Annotated in this window: 18 protein-coding genes and 1 tRNA gene; 7 read left to right on the top strand and 12 right to left on the bottom strand. The window is 63.6% G+C overall.

Going from position 1 to position 16,740, the window contains the following annotated elements; translation table 11 throughout:
• Window positions 1-5 precede the first annotated feature (5 nt).
• From DM872_RS13950 to DM872_RS13930, 5 genes are all read right to left on the bottom strand, one after another.
• Window positions 6-1,337, bottom strand: a complete 1,332-nt coding sequence (locus tag DM872_RS13950; protein ID WP_179060043.1) for a deoxyguanosinetriphosphate triphosphohydrolase — start codon at window positions 1,335-1,337, stop codon at window positions 6-8.
• Window positions 1,338-1,398: 61 nt separating this feature from the next.
• On the bottom strand, window positions 1,399-2,571 hold the full coding sequence (locus DM872_RS13945; protein ID WP_179060042.1) for an EAL domain-containing protein: 1,173 nt from the start codon (window positions 2,569-2,571) through the stop codon (window positions 1,399-1,401).
• Between the two features lie 121 nt (window positions 2,572-2,692).
• On the bottom strand, window positions 2,693-3,010 hold the full coding sequence (locus DM872_RS13940) for a hypothetical protein (RefSeq protein ID WP_179060041.1): 318 nt from the start codon (window positions 3,008-3,010) through the stop codon (window positions 2,693-2,695).
• Window positions 3,007-3,396 carry a phage holin family protein gene (locus tag DM872_RS13935; RefSeq protein WP_179060040.1) on the bottom strand — a complete coding sequence of 130 codons (390 nt, stop codon included), beginning with the start codon at window positions 3,394-3,396 and terminating at the stop codon, window positions 3,007-3,009. Before DM872_RS13935 ends, DM872_RS13940 begins: the two co-directional genes overlap by 4 nt.
• 2 nt (window positions 3,397-3,398) lie before the next feature.
• Window positions 3,399-3,713 (bottom strand): DUF883 family protein, encoded by a 315-nt coding sequence (locus DM872_RS13930; RefSeq protein WP_179060039.1) that lies wholly within the window; start codon window positions 3,711-3,713, stop codon window positions 3,399-3,401.
• A 355-nt stretch (window positions 3,714-4,068) separates the two neighbouring features.
• On the opposite strand from DM872_RS13930, the gene DM872_RS13925 reads away from it, so the two are divergent.
• On the top strand, window positions 4,069-5,277 hold the full coding sequence (locus DM872_RS13925; protein ID WP_179060038.1) for an ammonium transporter: 1,209 nt from the start codon (window positions 4,069-4,071) through the stop codon (window positions 5,275-5,277).
• Window positions 5,278-5,583: 306 nt separating this feature from the next.
• Here the strand turns inward: DM872_RS13925 and DM872_RS13920 are convergent, their stop codons facing one another.
• The 3 genes from DM872_RS13920 to DM872_RS13910 form a co-directional block, all read right to left on the bottom strand.
• The gene (locus DM872_RS13920) at window positions 5,584-6,852 is read right to left on the bottom strand and encodes an OprD family porin (protein ID WP_179060037.1); all 1,269 of its coding nucleotides are present in this window, start codon (window positions 6,850-6,852) and stop codon (window positions 5,584-5,586) included.
• Between the two features lie 107 nt (window positions 6,853-6,959).
• Entirely contained in the window at window positions 6,960-7,826 is an 867-nt protein-coding gene (locus tag DM872_RS13915; RefSeq protein WP_179060036.1) for an MBL fold metallo-hydrolase, read from the bottom strand.
• A 107-nt stretch (window positions 7,827-7,933) separates the two neighbouring features.
• Entirely contained in the window at window positions 7,934-8,527 is a 594-nt protein-coding gene (locus tag DM872_RS13910) for a glutathione S-transferase family protein (RefSeq protein ID WP_179060035.1), read from the bottom strand.
• A 154-nt stretch (window positions 8,528-8,681) separates the two neighbouring features.
• Here DM872_RS13910 and DM872_RS13905 point away from each other — a divergent pair, with 154 nt between their 5' ends.
• From DM872_RS13905 to DM872_RS13895, 3 genes are all read left to right on the top strand, one after another.
• The gene (locus tag DM872_RS13905; RefSeq protein ID WP_179060034.1) at window positions 8,682-9,239 is read left to right on the top strand and encodes a TetR/AcrR family transcriptional regulator; all 558 of its coding nucleotides are present in this window, start codon (window positions 8,682-8,684) and stop codon (window positions 9,237-9,239) included.
• 84 nt (window positions 9,240-9,323) lie between these two features.
• Window positions 9,324-10,475, top strand: a complete 1,152-nt coding sequence (locus DM872_RS13900) for a DUF5610 domain-containing protein (RefSeq protein ID WP_179060033.1) — start codon at window positions 9,324-9,326, stop codon at window positions 10,473-10,475.
• Window positions 10,476-10,521: 46 nt separating this feature from the next.
• Window positions 10,522-10,758, top strand: a complete 237-nt coding sequence (locus DM872_RS13895) for a glutaredoxin family protein (RefSeq protein ID WP_077525371.1) — start codon at window positions 10,522-10,524, stop codon at window positions 10,756-10,758.
• Between the two features lie 153 nt (window positions 10,759-10,911).
• Here DM872_RS13895 and DM872_RS13890 read toward each other — a convergent pair.
• The 3 genes from DM872_RS13890 to mobA all read right to left on the bottom strand — a co-directional run bounded on the left by DM872_RS13890 (window position 10,912) and on the right by mobA (window position 12,039).
• A tRNA-Pro gene (locus DM872_RS13890) sits at window positions 10,912-10,988 on the bottom strand.
• A 164-nt stretch (window positions 10,989-11,152) separates the two neighbouring features.
• Window positions 11,153-11,374, bottom strand: coding sequence for a YgdI/YgdR family lipoprotein (locus DM872_RS13885; RefSeq protein WP_179060032.1), 222 nt, complete (start codon window positions 11,372-11,374; stop codon window positions 11,153-11,155).
• A gap of 77 nt (window positions 11,375-11,451) precedes the next feature.
• The gene (mobA, locus tag DM872_RS13880) at window positions 11,452-12,039 is read right to left on the bottom strand and encodes a molybdenum cofactor guanylyltransferase MobA (protein WP_179060031.1); all 588 of its coding nucleotides are present in this window, start codon (window positions 12,037-12,039) and stop codon (window positions 11,452-11,454) included.
• Window positions 12,040-12,106: 67 nt separating this feature from the next.
• Between mobA and moaB the strand changes: the two genes are divergently transcribed.
• On the top strand, window positions 12,107-12,646 hold the full coding sequence (gene moaB, locus DM872_RS13875) for a molybdenum cofactor biosynthesis protein B (RefSeq protein ID WP_179060030.1): 540 nt from the start codon (window positions 12,107-12,109) through the stop codon (window positions 12,644-12,646).
• Complete coding sequence (locus tag DM872_RS13870; protein ID WP_179060029.1) at window positions 12,643-13,857, top strand: molybdopterin molybdotransferase MoeA; 1,215 nt, start codon at window positions 12,643-12,645, stop codon at window positions 13,855-13,857. The genes moaB and DM872_RS13870 overlap by 4 nt, the downstream gene beginning before the upstream one ends.
• Window positions 13,858-13,995: 138 nt before the next feature.
• Here DM872_RS13870 and gliR read toward each other — a convergent pair whose 3' ends face one another.
• Window positions 13,996-15,018 (bottom strand): AraC family transcriptional regulator GliR, encoded by a 1,023-nt coding sequence (gene gliR, locus DM872_RS13865; protein WP_179060028.1) that lies wholly within the window; start codon window positions 15,016-15,018, stop codon window positions 13,996-13,998.
• Between the two features lie 126 nt (window positions 15,019-15,144).
• Here gliR and DM872_RS13860 point away from each other — a divergent pair, with 126 nt between their 5' ends.
• The gene (locus DM872_RS13860; protein WP_179060027.1) at window positions 15,145-16,740 is read left to right on the top strand and encodes an FAD-binding oxidoreductase; all 1,596 of its coding nucleotides are present in this window, start codon (window positions 15,145-15,147) and stop codon (window positions 16,738-16,740) included.

Below are 16,740 nucleotides of genomic sequence, written 5' to 3'. Positions count from 1 at the left end.
CTGGATCAGGTGGGGCTGGATCGGCCGGTCATTTCGCGGGCCATTTCGGTTGCGTAGCTGTCGGTCATCCCGGCAATGAAATCGATCATCCGAATGAAGGACTGATACAGCGGCCAGGCAGGATCAGGCGCATTGTTGCCGAGCAGGTCGAGGATGCGCTGATTCTTGAACGACGGCGTGCGCCCGCCATGTTGTTCCAACGCAGCGCCGCAGAATGCGTTCAGGAGGATTTCCAGGGTGGTATAGGCGCCGATTTCGTGAAGCGTCTTGCGCTTGTCCTGGAAAATCTTCTCGCGAGCGATGGCCTTGGCGCGGAGCACGCATCGCTTGGCCGCGCCGTGCATGTGTTCCACGAGGTCGCCTTGCAAGGTACCGGCGAGCAGGGCGTCCTGCTGGTCGACGAAGGCGCGGGCGGCGGCATTGGTCAGGTGCTCGATGGCCTTGCCGCGCAGGATGGCGAGTTTGCGCCGGCGAGAATCCTTGGGGCCAAGCTGGCGGTAGGTCTCCGGCAGATCGTCGCCCACCAGCCCCAGCAGCAGGGACTCGACTTCCGCGTAGTCCAGCAGGTCCATCTCCAGGCCGTCTTCCAGATCGATCAGGCCATAGCAGATGTCGTCGGCAGCCTCCATCAGGTAGACCAGTGGATGGCGCGCCCAGCGATGTTGATCGAGACGCGGCAACTCCAGTTTGGCCGCGATCTGTTCCAGCAATGGCAACTCGCTCTGGTAGCAGCCGAACTTGTGCTTCTTGTAGCCCAGTGCCTCGGCATGGCGCGAGGTCCAGGGGTACTTCAGGTAGGTGCCGAGGGTGGCGTAGGTCAGGCGCATGCCGCCATCGAACTGGTGATATTCCAGTTGGGTCAGCACACGCAGGCCCTGGGCGTTGCCTTCGAAGCTGAGGAAGTCCGCTCGCTCGGCCTCACTCATGGCGTCCAGCCAGCCCCGTGCCGCGGCCTGCTCGAACCAGTGGCGGATAGCGTCTTCCCCGGAATGGCCAAAAGGAGGGTTACCGATGTCATGGGCCAGGCAGGCCGACTGGACGATGACGCCGAGGTCCGACGGTTCGCACCAGTTCGGCAGCGCGTCACGCAAGGTTTCGCCAACGCGCATGCCCAGGGACCGTCCCACGCAGCTCACTTCCAGCGAGTGGGTCAGGCGCGTATGGATGTGGTCGTTGCTGGAGACTGGATGCACCTGGGTCTTGCGTCCGAGGCGGCGAAAGGCGCCCGAAAAGACGATGCGATCGTGATCTTTGTGGAAGGGGCTGCGGCCCAGCTCATCGGTGCTGTGCACCGGTTTGCCGAGGCGTTCGCGGGTGAGCAGGGTCTGCCAGTCCAAGGCCTGTCCTCGCCGTTCAGTGGCCGAAGAGCCTACTCTAACCCAAGCGGTTGCCGGCGACTCAGTCCATTGCCAGGCCGGCCGCGTCCACGTCCACCAGCAGCAGCCGGCGACCATTGTCAATGAATTGCCCGGCCGTCAGGCAGTACTGGTTGGTGGTGGCATCGCGGTACGTGGTGGACAGGGTCAGGCGGCGCTCTTCCCAGCCTTCGGCCAGCAGTTGATAGAAGTAGGGCCGCCAGGACCAGTTGTGCCCCCGATAGCTTGCATCTTCCTGCCAGCCGCCTGGCTGCCAATGGAGGTTGGGCGTGATCTGGGTACCGTTGCGGTCGCACTGGTAGATGCGCAGCAGCCAGGGGTAATCCTCCGGGCTGGCCAGGCTCGATGCCGGCGCACCGCTTTCGGCCCATTCACGTAGCCGCGCCATCAACTGGTTGAGGCCGCGGCGCAGTGTCATCAGTCGTGCACGTTCGGCCAATTTGCTTTGCACGTAGCGATCGCGGAGCAGGGCGAAACGCTGGACGAACGCCTGGGGCTCGAAGAACTCCAGGCGCGGTGCGGCAAACAGGTAGCCCTGCACGTAGCGCGAGCCGCATTCCAGGGCGAAGTCCAGTTCGGCTTCGGTTTCGACCCCTTCGGCGATGATCCAGCAGCCGGTCTTCTCGGCCATCTGCGCCAGTGCTTTCACCACTTCGCCGCTGGGGCCGCCACGGGCAGCGGCCTGGAACAGGCGCATGTCGAGCTTGAGGATGTCCGGTTGCAAGGCCAGCACCCGGTCGAGCTGGGAATAGCCGGCACCGAAATCGTCGATGGCGATTCGCGCACCGGCCTCCCGGTAACGTGCGACGACGTCTGCCAGGCGCTGGCTGGCGCCGCCAAGCTCGGTGATTTCGAAGACGATGCGTTCGGCCGGAATACCGTACCGCTGCAGTTGCTTGAGGCTGGGCAAGGGTTGGCCGGGGCGCAGGCGGCTTATCCAGCGGGGGGAGATGTTCAGGCTGAGGAACCAGTCCGGCGGTGCGTCATGCAGGCGCCGCAGGGCGTCTTCCCGCAGTTGTCGGTCGAGGCGGCGCAGGGCCGCCGGGGAGATTCTGTTATCGACGAAGAGTGGGCCGACCGATTGCAGGCTACCGTCCGGCTGGCGCAGCCGCCCTAGGGCTTCGACACCGGCGATCAGCCCCGTAGCGGTATCGATGAAGGGCTGGAAGCAGGCGAGCGGTTGCCCATCGATCACGTTGACTCCTTAGTGGACGGCCAGGGGATTGCGCATCGCGCAGGGCGTTGCCCATCCCGAGTGCGACGGGCCGCTCACCCGTAGCAAGAATGTGGCCAGTTGCCTTCCTGTTCCTGGCGAATCACCCCGGCCCGCTTCGTGGAGGGTGCTTCAACAGGGCTTGCAGCAAGGGGTAAAGCGCCCCGCCCAGACGCAGGCCGCGCCGCAGACTGCCTTTGCGCGCGACGAGGAATCCCAGGACAGCCACCGCCGCCATGCCCCAAAGCGGGGCGTGCGGGATGTCCAGCTGACGGGTGAAGTCCCGCGCCTGGCGTATCGGTTGCGTCAGCAGCAGGGTTTCGTGGCGCAATTCCTGGCGCTGCATCTCCAGGCGCAGGCGTATCAACGCCTTGCGCATGTCACGACGGGTCGCCTTGCGGGGCAGTTCCGGCAAGCTCATGGCAATAGGCGCTCCCGGTCTCGGGCCAGTTCTTCGAGCGTAGCGCTGAACGGCGACTCGTCATCGTCGACCGCTGCGCGAAGGCGCAAGCCGCAATAGATGGTCGCCAACAGGTAGAACAGACAGAGACCACCGACCGCTTCGAAACGCCAGGTATCCCAGAACATGACCAGGACCAGGGCGGAGAGACAGATCAGCAGGAGCAGGGCAAAGACCAGCGTGAGTCCGCCGAATAGCAACAGATAGAGACTGTTGGCCTTCTGCTCCTGCAATTCGATGCCGAACAGTTCCACGTGACCGTGCAGCAAGCCGAGCAGCGACGCGCTCAGACGCTTGGGCGACGGACCGCGTCCCGCCTCCTGGGCGGAAGGGTTTTCCTCACTCATGGTCAACGCCGCGCGGCCAGAAGGCCAAGCAGGAAGCCGAGGCCTGCGGCGAGGCCGACGCTCTGCCAGGGATGTTCCTGGACGTAGTCCTCAGTGGCCTGAAAAGCCGCCTCACCGCGTTCACGCAGGTTCTTCTCGGTATCGCGAAGGGTGTCACGGGCGCGCTTGAGGCTGTCGTGGATCTGCAGACGAAGCTCATCGGCTTGTTCGCCTGCCAGGCTGGCAGTGTCTTGGAGGAGTTTCTCGGTATCGCTGACCAACGTCTGGAAGTCGGCCAGCAGTTCGTCCTGGGCGCTTGCTGCGGTCTTACGGGGCATGTCGATTCTCCTTGTAGGACTCAATGCCTAAGAGTAGGTGCCATCTGCCAAGGTTCACGGGGAATTTCCACTTGCACCTCTGGTATAGCGCTTGCATCGGGCTGGTGCGCGGTTGCGGCGGAATGCGCTGGTACGGGGCGCCCTGTAGGGCTTTCCGCCACGTCAATCCGACGTTCAACGCTATGAAAATCAAAAAGAAATGCCGTTCGAGGGACTTCTTGCGCCAGTTGGCCTGCACCAAATCGGGGGATCGCTGCGATCCGTTGCGGTGCGGGGCGGCTTCAGGATGGTGCGCGCGGAACCTGACTTGAACTGCTTTGGTGCTTTTTCCTCGCTGCCGGAGTTGCCTTCGCCAATGGAAAACCTCAACAGCGCCGTGGAGACCCTCATCCACGGCTCCAATACCCTGTTCATCCTCATGGGCGCCGTGATGGTGCTGGCCATGCACGCGGGCTTCGCCTTCCTCGAGGTCGGCACGGTGCGGCAGAAGAACCAGGTCAACGCCCTGTCGAAAATCCTGTCCGATTTCGCCGTTTCGACCCTGGCCTATTTCTTCGTCGGATACTGGATCGCCTATGGCGTAACGTTCCTGGAGCCGGCCAGCGTGCTCGCCGCCGACCACGGCTATGCCCTGGTGAAGTTCTTCTTCCTGCTGACCTTCGCCGCCGCGATTCCGGCCATCATCTCCGGCGGCATCGCCGAGCGTGCGCGCTTCTGCCCGCAACTCTGTGCCACGTTGCTGATCGTCGCCTTCATTTATCCCTTCTTCGAGGGTTTGATCTGGAATGGCAACTTCGGCCTGCAGGACTGGCTGAAGAGCAGCTTTGGCGCCAGCTTCCATGACTTCGCCGGATCGGTGGTGGTGCATGCCGTAGGCGGCTGGCTGGCCTTCGGTGCCGTGGTGCTGCTGGGGCACCGCAACGGGCGCTATCGCGAGGGCCGTCTGGTGGCATTCGCACCTTCGAATATCCCCTTCCTCGCGCTGGGCTCGTGGATCCTCATCGTGGGCTGGTTCGGTTTCAACGTGATGAGCGCGCAAACCCTGCAGGGTGTCAGCGGCCTGGTGGCAGTGAACTCCCTGATGGCCATGGTCGGCGGTACCGTCGCGGCGCTGCTGGTAGGACGCAATGACCCCGGCTTCCTGCACAACGGACCGCTCGCCGGGCTGGTGGCGGTCTGTGCCGGTTCCGACCTGATGCACCCGGTTGGCGCGCTGGTGACCGGCGCCATCGCCGGGGGCCTGTTCGTCTGGGCGTTCACTGCTACCCAGGTCAAATGGAGGATCGATGACGTCCTCGGCGTCTGGCCGTTGCATGGGCTTTGCGGCGTTTGGGGCGGTATCGCCTGCGGCATCTTTGGTCAGGAGGCGCTGGGCGGCCTGGGCGGCGTCAGCCTCGTGAGCCAACTGATCGGTACCGGCCTCGGCGTGCTGGTGGCGCTGGTAGGCGGCTTCGTGGTCTATGGCCTGCTCAAGGCGACCTGGGGTATTCGCCTGAGCCAGGAGGAGGAGTACTACGGCGCGGACCTGTCGATCCACAAGATCGGGGCGACTTCGCAGGATTGAGGTCCGCGGTCTGTGCCTGAAGCGTTGGGCTTCGCTTCGCTCCGCCCAACCTACAGTGAGCACATGAAAAAGCCCGCCGATTGGCGTAATGCTGTTCAGTTAGCCCCGCCAACGAGGTGCCGCGGTTGTTGTAGGAGCGAGCTTGCTCGCGAAGCTTTCCGGGATATCGCCCATTCGCCAGCAAGCTGGCTCCTACAGCGTTTCCCCGCTGCAGAAACCAAGAACGCCGCTCACCCGGTGAGGGATTAGCGGCGTTCTTATGTGAACAGCATTACGCCAATGGCGGGCTTTTTCTTGCGAGCGGTATTACCAAAGCGGTAGCACGTAGCTGAGGATCAGGCGGTTCTCGTCGATGTCGCTGCCGAAGTTGGTGGAGCGCACGGTCGCGTTGCGCCACTTCACGCCGAAGTTCTTCAGCGCACCTTCCTGGAACACATAGGCGATGTCCATATTGCGTTCCCACTCCTTGCCTTCTTCGCGGCCCACGCCCAGGTCGATGTTGTCGCCGGAGAGGTAGCGGGTCATGAAGGTAAGGCCGGGGATGCCGATGCTGGCGAAGTTGTAGTCGTAGCGGGCCTGCCAGGACTTCTCGTCCTTGTTGGCGAAGTCGCCGATCTGTACGTAGTTCACCAGGAAGGGGTCGGTACCGTTGATGTAGGCGAAGCCGGTATCGCCGCTCATGCTCTGGTAGCCGAGGCCAAAGGCGTGGCCGCCGAGGGCATAGGTGAACATGGCGCCGAAGGCCTTGTTGTCGACGTTACTGGTGCCTTCATCGGTGGAGCGGGCGAAGCGGAGGTCGCTCTTCAGCGATTGCTTGTCGCCCAGCGGCAGTACATGCAGGACGGTGAAGTAGTGCTGCTTGTAGAACTCGTCGAGTTCGCCGTAGTGGTAGCCGGTAGAGAGGCTGTCGGTCCATTTGTAGGTGGCGCCGCCAAAGTTGAACTCGTCGCTGGTGGTGCCAGTACGGAAGGTGATGGCGCGGGCAGCGCCGCTGGCGATGGTCATGTCCTCGTAGTCGGAGGAGTCACGCTGGTTGACCTGCTTGAGCTGGCCGCCATCGAAGGTGAGGCCGTCGAGTTCCAGCGAGTTCAGATGGCCGCCCTTGAAGGTCTGCGGCAGCAGGCGCGAATCGTTGTACTGGACCACTGGCAGTTTGGGCAGCAGGGTGCCGACCCTCAGCACGCTCTTGGAGGCGCGCAGCTTGGCAGTCAGGCCGAGTTCGCCGTAATCGTCCTGGGCGCGGCCGGTTTCGCGGTCGCGCTTGAGCAGGCCGGTGTTGCTGCGGTCAGGGCTGGAATCGAGCTTGACACCGAGCAGGCCGAGGGCATCGACGCCAACGCCGACAGTGCCTTCGGTAAAGCCGGACTCATAGCGCAGGAGAAAGCCCTGGGCCCATTCTTCGGCCTTGGACTGGGGAGCATTGTCCTGGCGGAAGTCGCGGTTGAAGTAGAAGTTGCGTAGCTCCAGGCTGGCCTTGCTGTCCTTGATGAACTCGGCCTGGGCGATGCCCGGCAGAGTGAAACTGGCGCCGAGCGCGGCCAGGGCCACGGCTCGTGCAAGCGAGGTATTGCTCATTGTTATTGTCTCCTCGTTGGATTGCAGGTCGGTCGGGTCGTCCTGTTACAACAATTTGACTAAAGCATTTCGTTACATTTCCTGTCTGTTAGACGATGGTCGGCCGTCTACTGCACCCATTGCGGGTAGTAGCCGAGCTTGTCCTGCACGCTGGCATCGTGGGCCGGAACCACGGTGAGCCCGGGTTCCTGCTGGAGCAGGTCGTGGACCTTCTGCAGTTGAGCGCGGGTGGCTTCCCGATCGTTGTCGACCATCCTGCGGCTGACCCAGAACTTCTCCTTCGGCCCGGTAAAACCTTCCAGGCGCCAGCTGGTATCACCGGTGAAGAAGAAGCGCCGTCCGTCGTCCAGGGTCACGAACAGGCCCACCGAACCCGGTGTATGGCCACTCAGCGGCACCAGCACCAGGCTGCGATCACCAAAGAGGTCGAGGCTTTCCTCGAAGCCCATGAAGGGAACCGGCAGGAAGGTGAAGGGGTGCCATTTCACCTTGTGGGCGAACTGGCTGGGCAGGACCGCAGGCGGCGTGGCGATTTCAGTGAATTCGATTTCGTCGTAAGGCGCCCAGACCGGCACTTCGGGGAAGTCCGCCAGGGCCGAGGCGTGGTCCCAGTGGACATGGCTGAGGATGATGCGGTCCACCCGGACGCCATCACGGTCCAGTTGATCGCGGGCCGGACTCACGGCGCCGTACTGCATCAGCGGCTTGTCCCACCAGGGCATCTCGCGGGTGAACTGGCTATCCACCTGGCGGCCGAGTCCAGTGTCGAACAGCAGGGTAGCGGCGTGATGCTGGATCAGCACCGCGACGTGGTTCGCCTTCACTTTTTCCGTCCATTTGCCGTCCGCCACGGTGAAGGCGTCCAGGGTTTCGGTTTCCGAGGTCTTCACCAGGGCGAAACGCAGGCCATCGGCCTGGGAGATGGCGCTGAAGGTGCCGAGCAGAAAGAGCAGGCAGTACGAACGCAGGCGCATTTGATCAGTGTCCTTGAGGCAGGAAGCGATAGAGGCGGGCAGCTTCTGAGATCACTGCCCGGCGGCTCCCGGGGTGGAATGGAAAGGTCAGGTTGGCGTCCGGGTCCTTACAACCGGGGCAGGTCGACGTAGCCAGGCAGGGCGCGGACCCGTGCGATCCAGTCGTTCAGGTGCGGATAGGGCGCAAGCTCCAGGCCACCTTCTTCGGCCATCGCCAGATAGGGGTACACCGCCACGTCGGCGATGGTGGGCTGCTCGCCGACCAGCCAGGAGCGATTGGCCAAGTGGGCATTCACCAGTTCCAGAACCTGCCGGCCACGTGCCTGGGCGTCCTCCAGGTCCACCGGCCGGCCGAATTTCAGGCCGACTCGCGCACGTGCCACACCGTTATGGATTTCGTTGGCGGTGAGGCTCAGCCAACCCGCGATCTGCCCCTGGGAAAAGGCGTCCTGCGGATGCCAGTGTGGTTCTGCATAGCGTCGCGCGAGGTAGACGAGTATCGCCTGGGAATCGACCAGCGGCTGGCCATCGTCCACCAGCACCGGGACCTGGCCTCGCGGATTCAACGCCAGGAACTCCGGACGCTTCTGCGCGCCGCGGGGCAGGTCGACGTTCACCAGTTCGGCCGGTTGACCGATCAGGCCAAGAAGCAGACGGACCTTGTAGCAGTTGCCGGAGAGATAGAAGTCGTGGAGTTGCATGGCGAGTCCCTCGCGTTGGTTGGAATGCGCTGGATAGTAGACAGACCTGTCTGTATATTTCAAGCGCAAAGCTCGCGACATTCCGGGCTCGCGTCCCGCGCGGTTTGAGTCGATCAGGCCGGGTGCGCATAATGCGGCGGTTCAGGAGACAGCAATGGCATCGAGCAAACGCGATCAACTGGTCAACACCGCCATCGCGCTTTTCTATCGCGAAGGTTTCCACGCCACGGGTATCGACCGCATCTTGGCCGAGTCCGGCGTGGCCAAGATGACCCTCTACAAGCATTTCAAATCCAAGGACGAGCTGATTATCGCCGCCCTGGAATCACGCTTTGCGCCGGCAGCCGAGCGCATGGCCTTGGCGTTCGAGCATTTGCCGCCGCGGGAAGCCATCCTGCGGGTTTTCGATGGTCTGGCCGAGTGGTTGAGGCAGGAGCCATTCTGCGGCTGTGCCTTCATCAATGCTGCGGGCGAATTCCATGATCGCGACCATCCGGTGCATCGCCTCGCGGCGTCCTACAAGCTGGCAACCCAGCGCTACTTCCGCGAGGCGCTGGCACGACTGGAGGTTGCCCAGCCCGAGCGCCTGGCTCGCCAACTCCAGTATCTGATGGAGGGGGCGATCAGCATGGCCCACATCGAGGGACCGAGCGACCAGGCACTGGAGGCCAAGGAGGCGGCTGATCAACTGATGCGCGCCGCCGGTATCTGACGCAATCCGCTCGTCGACAGCTGCTCAAGTTCTTCGGTCCTCGGCCGCCAAACAGGGGACGCCGCCGACTCCGGATTCCCCGCTATGAATGCCCTGGCCCCTTTCGCTTCCTCCACCCAACGTTCCGCTGTTTCCGGTTTGCCCGTTGCCCTGGCGCGAAAGCAGGTGGATGCGCAGGAAACCCTGGCTGGTCGACTCGGCCAGCAGTTGGGGCTGGAACCGGGCGCCCTGAGCGACAAGGCCTCCAAGTACACCCCCGAGAAGGTCGCGGAAAGAGTGCTCGGTTTCATCGACCAGCGCCTGCGCAGCGAATCGGCCAACGGCGGCGACCCAGCCAAATTGCAGGGGCTGCTCGATCAGGCCCGCGCCGGGATTCAGAAAGGCTTCGATGACGCGCGCAAGATTCTCGATGGCCTGGGCGTACTCGGCGGGAAGGTGGCCGAGGATATCGATGACACCTTCGACCGCATTCAGGACGGCCTGGGCCAGTTGCAGAACACCTACCTGCAACCTGTGACAACGACCGAGCCCGGCGGCACCGTGGCCGTTGCCGGCTACAGCGAGCGATTCCAGGCCCAGGCGGATACCTTCGACCTGGAAGTGAAGACCCGTGACGGTGACAAACTGCGCATCTCGATCGCCCAGGCATCGGCCAGCTACTCCCGCAGCAGCCTGGCGGCGGCCAGCGATGGCAAGACGTCACTGCTGGTCGGCAGCAGCCAGTCTTCCAGCCTGCAGATCGGCGCCTGGCAGATCGAGGTGCAAGGCGAGCTGGACGACGAAGAAAAGGCTGCACTGAGCGACTTGCTTGGCCAGGTCCAGGGCATCTCCAGCAAGTTCTACTCCGGTGATCTGTCCGGCGCCTTTGACCGTGCCATGGCGCTGGACATGGATGGCGAGCAACTGGCGTCCATGTCACTGCACCTCACCCAGACCAAGGTCATGCAGGCCACAGATGCTTATGGCGCAGTCGCCCAGCAGGGCGGCCGGGCGGCCAGTGCGGTCAATGGCAATCTCAAGGATTACGCCAACAGCCTGCTGGAAGCACTGCGCAGCGCCGGGGAGCTGGTCGACAACGGCCGTGACACGCTGAAGCAGCTGCTCAAGGGTGGATTCGACCTGGACGAGCGCTTCGATCCGGCTCAACTGGCCAAGGCCGAGGCGCTGAACAATAGGCTGCTGGATGGCCTGCAGCCCTTGCTGGACAAGGGGCAGGGCAGGTCCACCGACGCCTGACTGCGTGCTAGACTTCGCGCCTCGCTGATCTTCGAGGCGCGTCCCCATGCTTCCTGAATGCCAACTCTTCGGCACCCTCGGCTGCCACCTCTGCGAGGTCGCCGAGGGCGTGCTCATGCCCTTCGTCGAACGCGGCTTGTTGGTGGAGTTGGTGGACATAGCCGAGCGCGAAGAGTGGGTCGAAGTCTATGGCCTGCGCATTCCGGTCCTGCGCCGTTGCGATACCGGCGGTGAACTGGGCTGGCCCTTCGATGCAGCCGCCGTGGCTTCCTTCCTGTCCTGACCGCTATTTCCGGACGTAGCTCTTCCCCAGTAGTACCCGCCACGCGGACCGACGCAGATCGTTCCGCTTCCACGCCTGGAATCCTCATCGCATGCCGCTGACAAAAATCGCAGGCAATAAAAAACCCGCCATTTAGGCGGGTTTTTCGGGATTTGGTCGGAGCGACTGGATTCGAACCAGCGACCTTCTCGTCCCGAACGAGACGCGCTACCAAGCTGCGCTACGCTCCGTTGTGTGGCGCGCATTCTACAGAAAAACTTTTGGCCTACAAGGGGTTAGCGAGAATTTTTTTAATTTCGCTGCATTGCGGGGTGAGGAGGCGAAGAATGACGCGGGATTGCTGGGGGAGGGTGAAGGCCCGGCTCGCTGGAAGAGTGCGAGCGGGCCGCGAGAATCAAAGTTCTTTGATGGTGCGGACCTGATCCTTGTTCACCTTGGCACGCTTGCCGTCCAATTGTTCGAACTCGTAGAAGCCCGTGTCATCGTCGAAATCGGGTTTGTCCACGGCCTGGATTTCACGCCCGTCGTTGAGGGTGATCACGGTCGGCGAAGAGCAGCCGGCCAGGGTGAAGAGACCCATTGCGAGCAGGAAAGCGGGGACTATCCGCTGGTTCATCGTCATCTCCTTGATGAGTACGCTGGTTTACCGAGCTTCTGACGAAGAACTTCCGGGCAAAGTTCCAGAAATCTGACTCAGTTCCCAGGATGCGAACGGCCCAGCAGGTCCGGCGTATTCAGGTTGGCGAGCCGCGGATCGCCTTCCGCGCAGACCACCGCGACTGGGTCCAGTTTCCGGAGGATGCGCTGCGGGCTGCGCTCTCCGGCCTGCCATCCGGCTTCCAGTATCGGCAGCACGGCACGGGGCAGGACGCAGAACAGCGGCTCCCAGAATTCACCCTGACGGACCATGACCGGACGCTCGCAGGCGGCGGCGAGGAGGCTGGCGATCAGCCTGTCGTCCACTTGCGGGGCGTCGCAGGGCAGGACCAGTACGTGCTCATGGCGGGCCACTGCGAGGCCTGCGCGGATGCCTGCCAACGGTCCCGGATAGTCCGGGCTGTCGTCCTGCACGAGTTGGTCGGCCCAGGTCGCGTACTGCTCGCCGTTGCGGTTGCAGGAGATGATCAGGTCGTCGGTGAGTGGGCGGACCCGTTCGTGCAGCCACGCGATCAGGGGGCGACCGCGCCATTCGACCAGGCCTTTGTCGCGGCCGCCCAGACGCTGGCCGCGACCGCCGGAAAGCAGCAGTACGGAACAGGGCGGCAAGGGCTGGTCGGTCATGGAAAGGTCTCCGGGACGGCGCTGTGATATAACACCGGGCATTCACACCTACAACTGGAAGCCTGCCATGAGTCACAAGGCCGAGGCGGTGTTCGTGCCGCTCAATATCGCCGTTCTAACCGTCAGTGATACCCGCAGCCTGGAGACCGACACCTCCGGCCAGCTCTTCGTCGATCGCCTGACCGCCGCCGGACACAACCTGGCCGCGCGCGTGCTGCTGAAGGACGACCTGTACAAGATCCGCGCCCAGGTCGCCACCTGGATTGCCGACGATCATGTGCAGGTGGTGCTCATCACCGGCGGCACTGGCTTCACTGGCCGTGACAGCACTCCCGAAGCGGTTGCCTGCCTGCTGGACAAGCAGGTGGATGGTTTCGGTGAGTACTTCCGGCAGATCTCCGTGGCGGATATCGGCACCTCTACCATGCAGTCCCGCGCCCTGGCCGGGCTGGCCAACGGCACCCTCGTGTGCTGCCTGCCGGGTTCCACCAATGCCTGCCGCACCGCCTGGGACGGCATCCTCGCCGAGCAACTGGACAACCGTCATCGCCCCTGCAATTTCGTGCCGCATCTGACCCAGGCCAATGCCTGCGAGAGTCGCGGATGAGTGGTTGCGACCATCCTGGCCTGATGCCGGTGGAGGACGCCCTGCGGCGTCTGCTCGACCTGGCGGAGGCCGCACCGATCGAAGCCTGTGAAACGGTCGCGCTGGTCGATGCCGATGGCCGCGTGCTGGCGCAACCACTGGTGGCAGGCCTCGACCTGCCGCCGTGGGACAACAGCGCTATGGACGGTTACGCCTTGCGCCTGGCCGACTGGCAAGGTCAGCCTCTGGCCGTGAGCCAGCGCATTCTTGCCGGCAGCGCACCGGAGCCGCTGGAGCCGGGTACTTGCGCGCGTATTTTTACCGGTGCGCCGCTGCCCGAGGGGGCGGACCTGGTGGAGATGCAGGAGAACGCCGAAGTCCTTCCCGATGGTCGGGTGCGTTTCCTCGAACCGCTGAAGATCGGGCAGAACGTTCGCGCTCGTGGCCAGGAAACTCGCACCGGCGAAACCGTGCTGCCAGCCGGCACTCGTCTTGGTCCCATCGAAATGGGGTTGTGCGCCTCGCTTGGTGCTGCGGAGCTACTGGTACGCCGTCGTCCCGTTGTGGCGGTGATCTCTACTGGTGACGAGCTAGTGTCACCCGGCCAGCCACTGGGGCTGGGGCAGATCTACAACAGCAACCGCAGCCTACTGATCGCCTGGCTCAAGCGCCTGGGGTGCTCGGTGGTGGACGCCGGCATCCTCGCCGACGATCTGGAGCTGACCCGCAAGGCACTGGCCGAACTGGGCCAGGTGGACCTGATTCTTTCCACCGGCGGGGTTTCTGTAGGCGAGGCGGACTTCCTGGGTGAAGCGCTGCGCGAAGCGGGCGAGCTGGCGCTGTGGAAACTGGCGATCAAGCCGGGCAAGCCCCTGACCTTCGGGCATTTCCGTGGGGTGCCGGTGATCGGCCTGCCGGGCAATCCGGCGTCGACCCTGGTGACCTTCGGCCTTCTGGCGCGGCCCTACCTGCTGCGTCGTCTCGGCGTCGAAGAGGTGGAACCGCTGGGGTTCGTGGTGCCTGCTGGCTTCACCTGGAAGAAGCCGGGTAATCGTCGCGAGTACCTGCGTGCGCGACTGGAGAACGGCCGCGCGGTGATCTACCCGAACCAGAGCTCCGGTGTGCTGCGCAGTGCTGCCTGGGCCGAGGGACTGGTAGAGGTGCTGGAAGGTACCACCCTGGCCGAGGGCGATACCTTGCGCTTCATTCCGTTGAGTGAGTTGCAGGCCTAGCAGTTGCGTGGGTTTTGCCTTTCCTTGTGGGGGCGAATTTATTCGCTAAGGGCAGCACAGCTGCCCCATGCAAGCCCATATGGCAGGACTGCGTCCTGCTTAGCGATTGAAATCGCCCCCACAGATTTGTTCCTGCCTTCAGCCCTGCCTCTTCGCCTCCCGATACTCCCCCGGCGTCTGCCCGGTCCAGGCCTTGAAGCTGCGGTGGAAAGAGCGCGATTCGGTGAAGCCCAGGTAACAGGCGATGTCCTGGATCGGCAGATCGCTGCGCAGCAGGTAGTGCTCCGCCAGTTCGCGGCGCAGTTCGTCGAGAATCTGCTGGTAGCTCGTACCGGCCTGTTGAAGGTGGCGCTGCAGGGTGCGCACCGTCATATGGAACTTCTCTGCCACCCGTTCCTTGCGCGGCAGGCCATCCTTGAGCAGCAGTCGCAGCGCATTCTTCACTCGTTGCGGCAGCGGCTCGTCGTTATCCAGCCCAGCCATCAGTGCCAGGGCATGTTCCTCCAGTGTGCGCAGCAGGTTGGCATCGGCCTGACGCAGGGGTACGGCGAGGTACTCAAGGGGGACCAGCAGGGCGTTGCAGGGCTGTTCGAAATGGACCGGGCAGCCGAACACTGCTTCGTAGTCTTCGGGGCGGGTGCCTTCTGGCTGGGCGTGTTCGAACCACACCTCCCTCGGTGAGCGCTGCATATCGGCGATCCAGCGGGCATAGAGCAGCCAGGAGGCCAGCACGTTTTCCACCATGTGGCGGCGGATGGCCGGGTCCTGGTGGCGGCAACTCCAGATCATCCGCACCAGGTCGCCCTCGGCCTCGATGCGGCTCACGCCCATGTCACCCACCAGCTTTTCGTAAGGCGCGATGCGACTCATGGCTTCGCCGAGGGTGGCGCAGTTCATGGTTATGTAGCCCAGCACACTCCAGGAGCCGGGCTGCACGTAGCGCGCTGAATGCAGACCGAAGAGCGGATCGCCGGACTCGCGGATCAGATGGCCCAGCAGGCGCTCGTGGACTTCACTGGGCAGGCGTCGCCCGTTGTCCGCGAGGTCTTCGGGGCTGAGCCCGGCCGCAGCGAGAACGGAGGCCTGTTCCAGGCCAAGCTGTTCCGCATGGCGCAGGTACTTGAGAAGGGCGGGAACGGAGGTATAGCCGAGGGCGTGCATGCGTTTTCTTGTTATGTCCTGATTGGCGATGGCCACTGTCCCGATTCGACAGTGACGCCTTTGGGCGGCTGGCTAGTATATGCAGCCATCCAAGACCTTCGAAACAACCCGAACAAGGAGAACGGCATGCGACGCTGGAACGGCTGGGGCGATGAGGCGACGGTGGTGGAATTGCCGGCCAATGGAGCGGCCTTCCTGGCCGAACGCATCAGCATGGGCCAGCCGCTGGCTGATGCGACTCTTGAGCAGGTACTGGCGCGCGTGCCGGCCTCGCGCCTGGCGGCGCATCCGCTGATCAGCCTGGATGCCGAGACCCGCGTGCGCCACGCCCGAGGCCAGAGCCTGCCAGACTGGCTGGCCATGCGCGAGGGCGATTTCGGCCTGTTCCCCGATGGCGTGGCCTTCCCGGAAACCCCGGAGCAGATCCGCGAGCTGTTGACCCTGGCGGCTGAACGCGACCTGGTACTGATTCCCTATGGCGGCGGCACGTCGGTAGCGGGTCATATCAACCCCCAGGCCAGCGAGCGGCCGGTGCTGACGCTTTCCCTGGCGCGCATGAACCGCTTGCTGGAGCTGGACGAAGAAAGCCAGATCGCAACCTTCGGCCCTGGTGCCAACGGCCCTCAGGTGGAAAGCCAGCTTCGTGCGCGTGGTTATACGCTTGGCCATTTCCCGCAGTCCTGGGAGCTGTCCACCCTTGGCGGCTGGGTGGCCAGTCGCTCCAGTGGCCAACAGTCCCTGCGTTATGGACGCATCGAACAGCTGTTTGCCGGCGGTACGCTGGAGACCTTCGCCGGTGCCATGGAACTGCCGACCTTCCCAGCGTCGGCGGCGGGTCCGGACCTGCGTGAAATGGTGCTCGGCTCCGAAGGACGCTTCGGGGTGATTTCCGAAGTGCGGGTGCGTGTCACCCCGCTGGCCGATCAGGAAGCCTTCTATGCGGTTTTCCTGCCCAGCTGGAGCCAGGCGCTCCAAGGCATCCGCCGCCTTGCCCAGGCGCGGGTGCCGCTGTCTATGCTGCGCCTGTCGAACGCCATTGAAACGGAAACCCAGCTGGCCCTGGCCGGCCATCCGGGGCAGATTGCGCTGCTGGAGAAGTACCTGGCCCTGCGAGGTGCTGGCGCGGGGAAATGCATGTTGACCTTCGGCGTCACGGGCAACCGCACGCAGAACGCCGCGTCGCTGAAGCAGGCCAAGCGCCTGCTGAAGGACTTCGGTGGTGTTTTCACCGGTACCTTGCTGGGCAAGAAGTGGGAGCACAATCGCTTCCGTTTCCCCTACCTACGCCACGCGCTGTGGAGCGCAGGTTATGTGGTGGACACCCTGGAAACCGCCACCGACTGGGTCAATGTCGACAGCCTGCTCGGCAAAATCGAAGCAAGCCTGCGCAATGGCCTGGCGGATGAAGGCGAGCGCGTCCACGTGTTCACGCACCTGTCCCATGTCTATGGCGAGGGATCGAGCATCTACACCACCTACGTCTATCGTCCCGGTGCGAGTTACGCCGAGGCCCTGGCGCGCTGGAGCAAACTCAAACGCGTTGCCAGCGAAGTGATCGCGCAGAATCGCGGCACCATCAGCCATCAACATGGCGTTGGCCGCGACCACGCCCCCTGGTTGCCGGTGGAAAAAGGGCCTCTGGGCATGTCTGCGTTGCGGAGCCTGGCACAGCACTTCGACCCCGAGGAGCGTCTCGCTCCCGGCGTTCTGCTCGAGGATTGA

The organism is Pseudomonas taiwanensis, assembly GCF_013393345.1.
In the GTDB taxonomy this organism is placed as follows: domain Bacteria; phylum Pseudomonadota; class Gammaproteobacteria; order Pseudomonadales; family Pseudomonadaceae; genus Metapseudomonas; species Metapseudomonas resinovorans_C.
Note: the sequence above shows the minus strand (reverse complement) of the source record. Positions and strands in the feature narration are given on the sequence as shown.

Excerpts from the sequence above, each read along its gene's own strand:
- DM872_RS13885 (WP_179060032.1), bottom strand. The coding sequence starts at position 11,374 with ATGAACCAGCGGATAGTCCCCGCTTTCCTGCTCGCAATGGGTCTCTTC.
- DM872_RS13920 (WP_179060037.1), bottom strand. The coding sequence starts at position 6,852 with ATGAGCAATACCTCGCTTGCACGAGCCGTGGCCCTGGCCGCGCTCGGC.
- DM872_RS13870 (WP_179060029.1), top strand. The coding sequence starts at position 12,643 with ATGAGTGGTTGCGACCATCCTGGCCTGATGCCGGTGGAGGACGCCCTG.
- DM872_RS13910 (WP_179060035.1), bottom strand. The coding sequence starts at position 8,527 with ATGCAACTCCACGACTTCTATCTCTCCGGCAACTGCTACAAGGTCCGT.
- mobA (WP_179060031.1), bottom strand. The coding sequence starts at position 12,039 with ATGACCGACCAGCCCTTGCCGCCCTGTTCCGTACTGCTGCTTTCCGGC.
- DM872_RS13895 (WP_077525371.1), top strand. The coding sequence starts at position 10,522 with ATGCTTCCTGAATGCCAACTCTTCGGCACCCTCGGCTGCCACCTCTGC.
- gliR (WP_179060028.1), bottom strand. The coding sequence starts at position 15,018 with ATGCACGCCCTCGGCTATACCTCCGTTCCCGCCCTTCTCAAGTACCTG.
- DM872_RS13915 (WP_179060036.1), bottom strand. The coding sequence starts at position 7,826 with ATGCGCCTGCGTTCGTACTGCCTGCTCTTTCTGCTCGGCACCTTCAGC.
- DM872_RS13940 (WP_179060041.1), bottom strand. The coding sequence starts at position 3,010 with ATGAGCTTGCCGGAACTGCCCCGCAAGGCGACCCGTCGTGACATGCGC.
- DM872_RS13935 (WP_179060040.1), bottom strand. The coding sequence starts at position 3,396 with ATGAGTGAGGAAAACCCTTCCGCCCAGGAGGCGGGACGCGGTCCGTCG.
- DM872_RS13860 (WP_179060027.1), top strand. The coding sequence starts at position 15,145 with ATGCGACGCTGGAACGGCTGGGGCGATGAGGCGACGGTGGTGGAATTG.
- DM872_RS13905 (WP_179060034.1), top strand. The coding sequence starts at position 8,682 with ATGGCATCGAGCAAACGCGATCAACTGGTCAACACCGCCATCGCGCTT.
- DM872_RS13925 (WP_179060038.1), top strand. The coding sequence starts at position 4,069 with ATGGAAAACCTCAACAGCGCCGTGGAGACCCTCATCCACGGCTCCAAT.
- DM872_RS13900 (WP_179060033.1), top strand. The coding sequence starts at position 9,324 with ATGAATGCCCTGGCCCCTTTCGCTTCCTCCACCCAACGTTCCGCTGTT.
- DM872_RS13930 (WP_179060039.1), bottom strand. The coding sequence starts at position 3,713 with ATGCCCCGTAAGACCGCAGCAAGCGCCCAGGACGAACTGCTGGCCGAC.
- moaB (WP_179060030.1), top strand. The coding sequence starts at position 12,107 with ATGAGTCACAAGGCCGAGGCGGTGTTCGTGCCGCTCAATATCGCCGTT.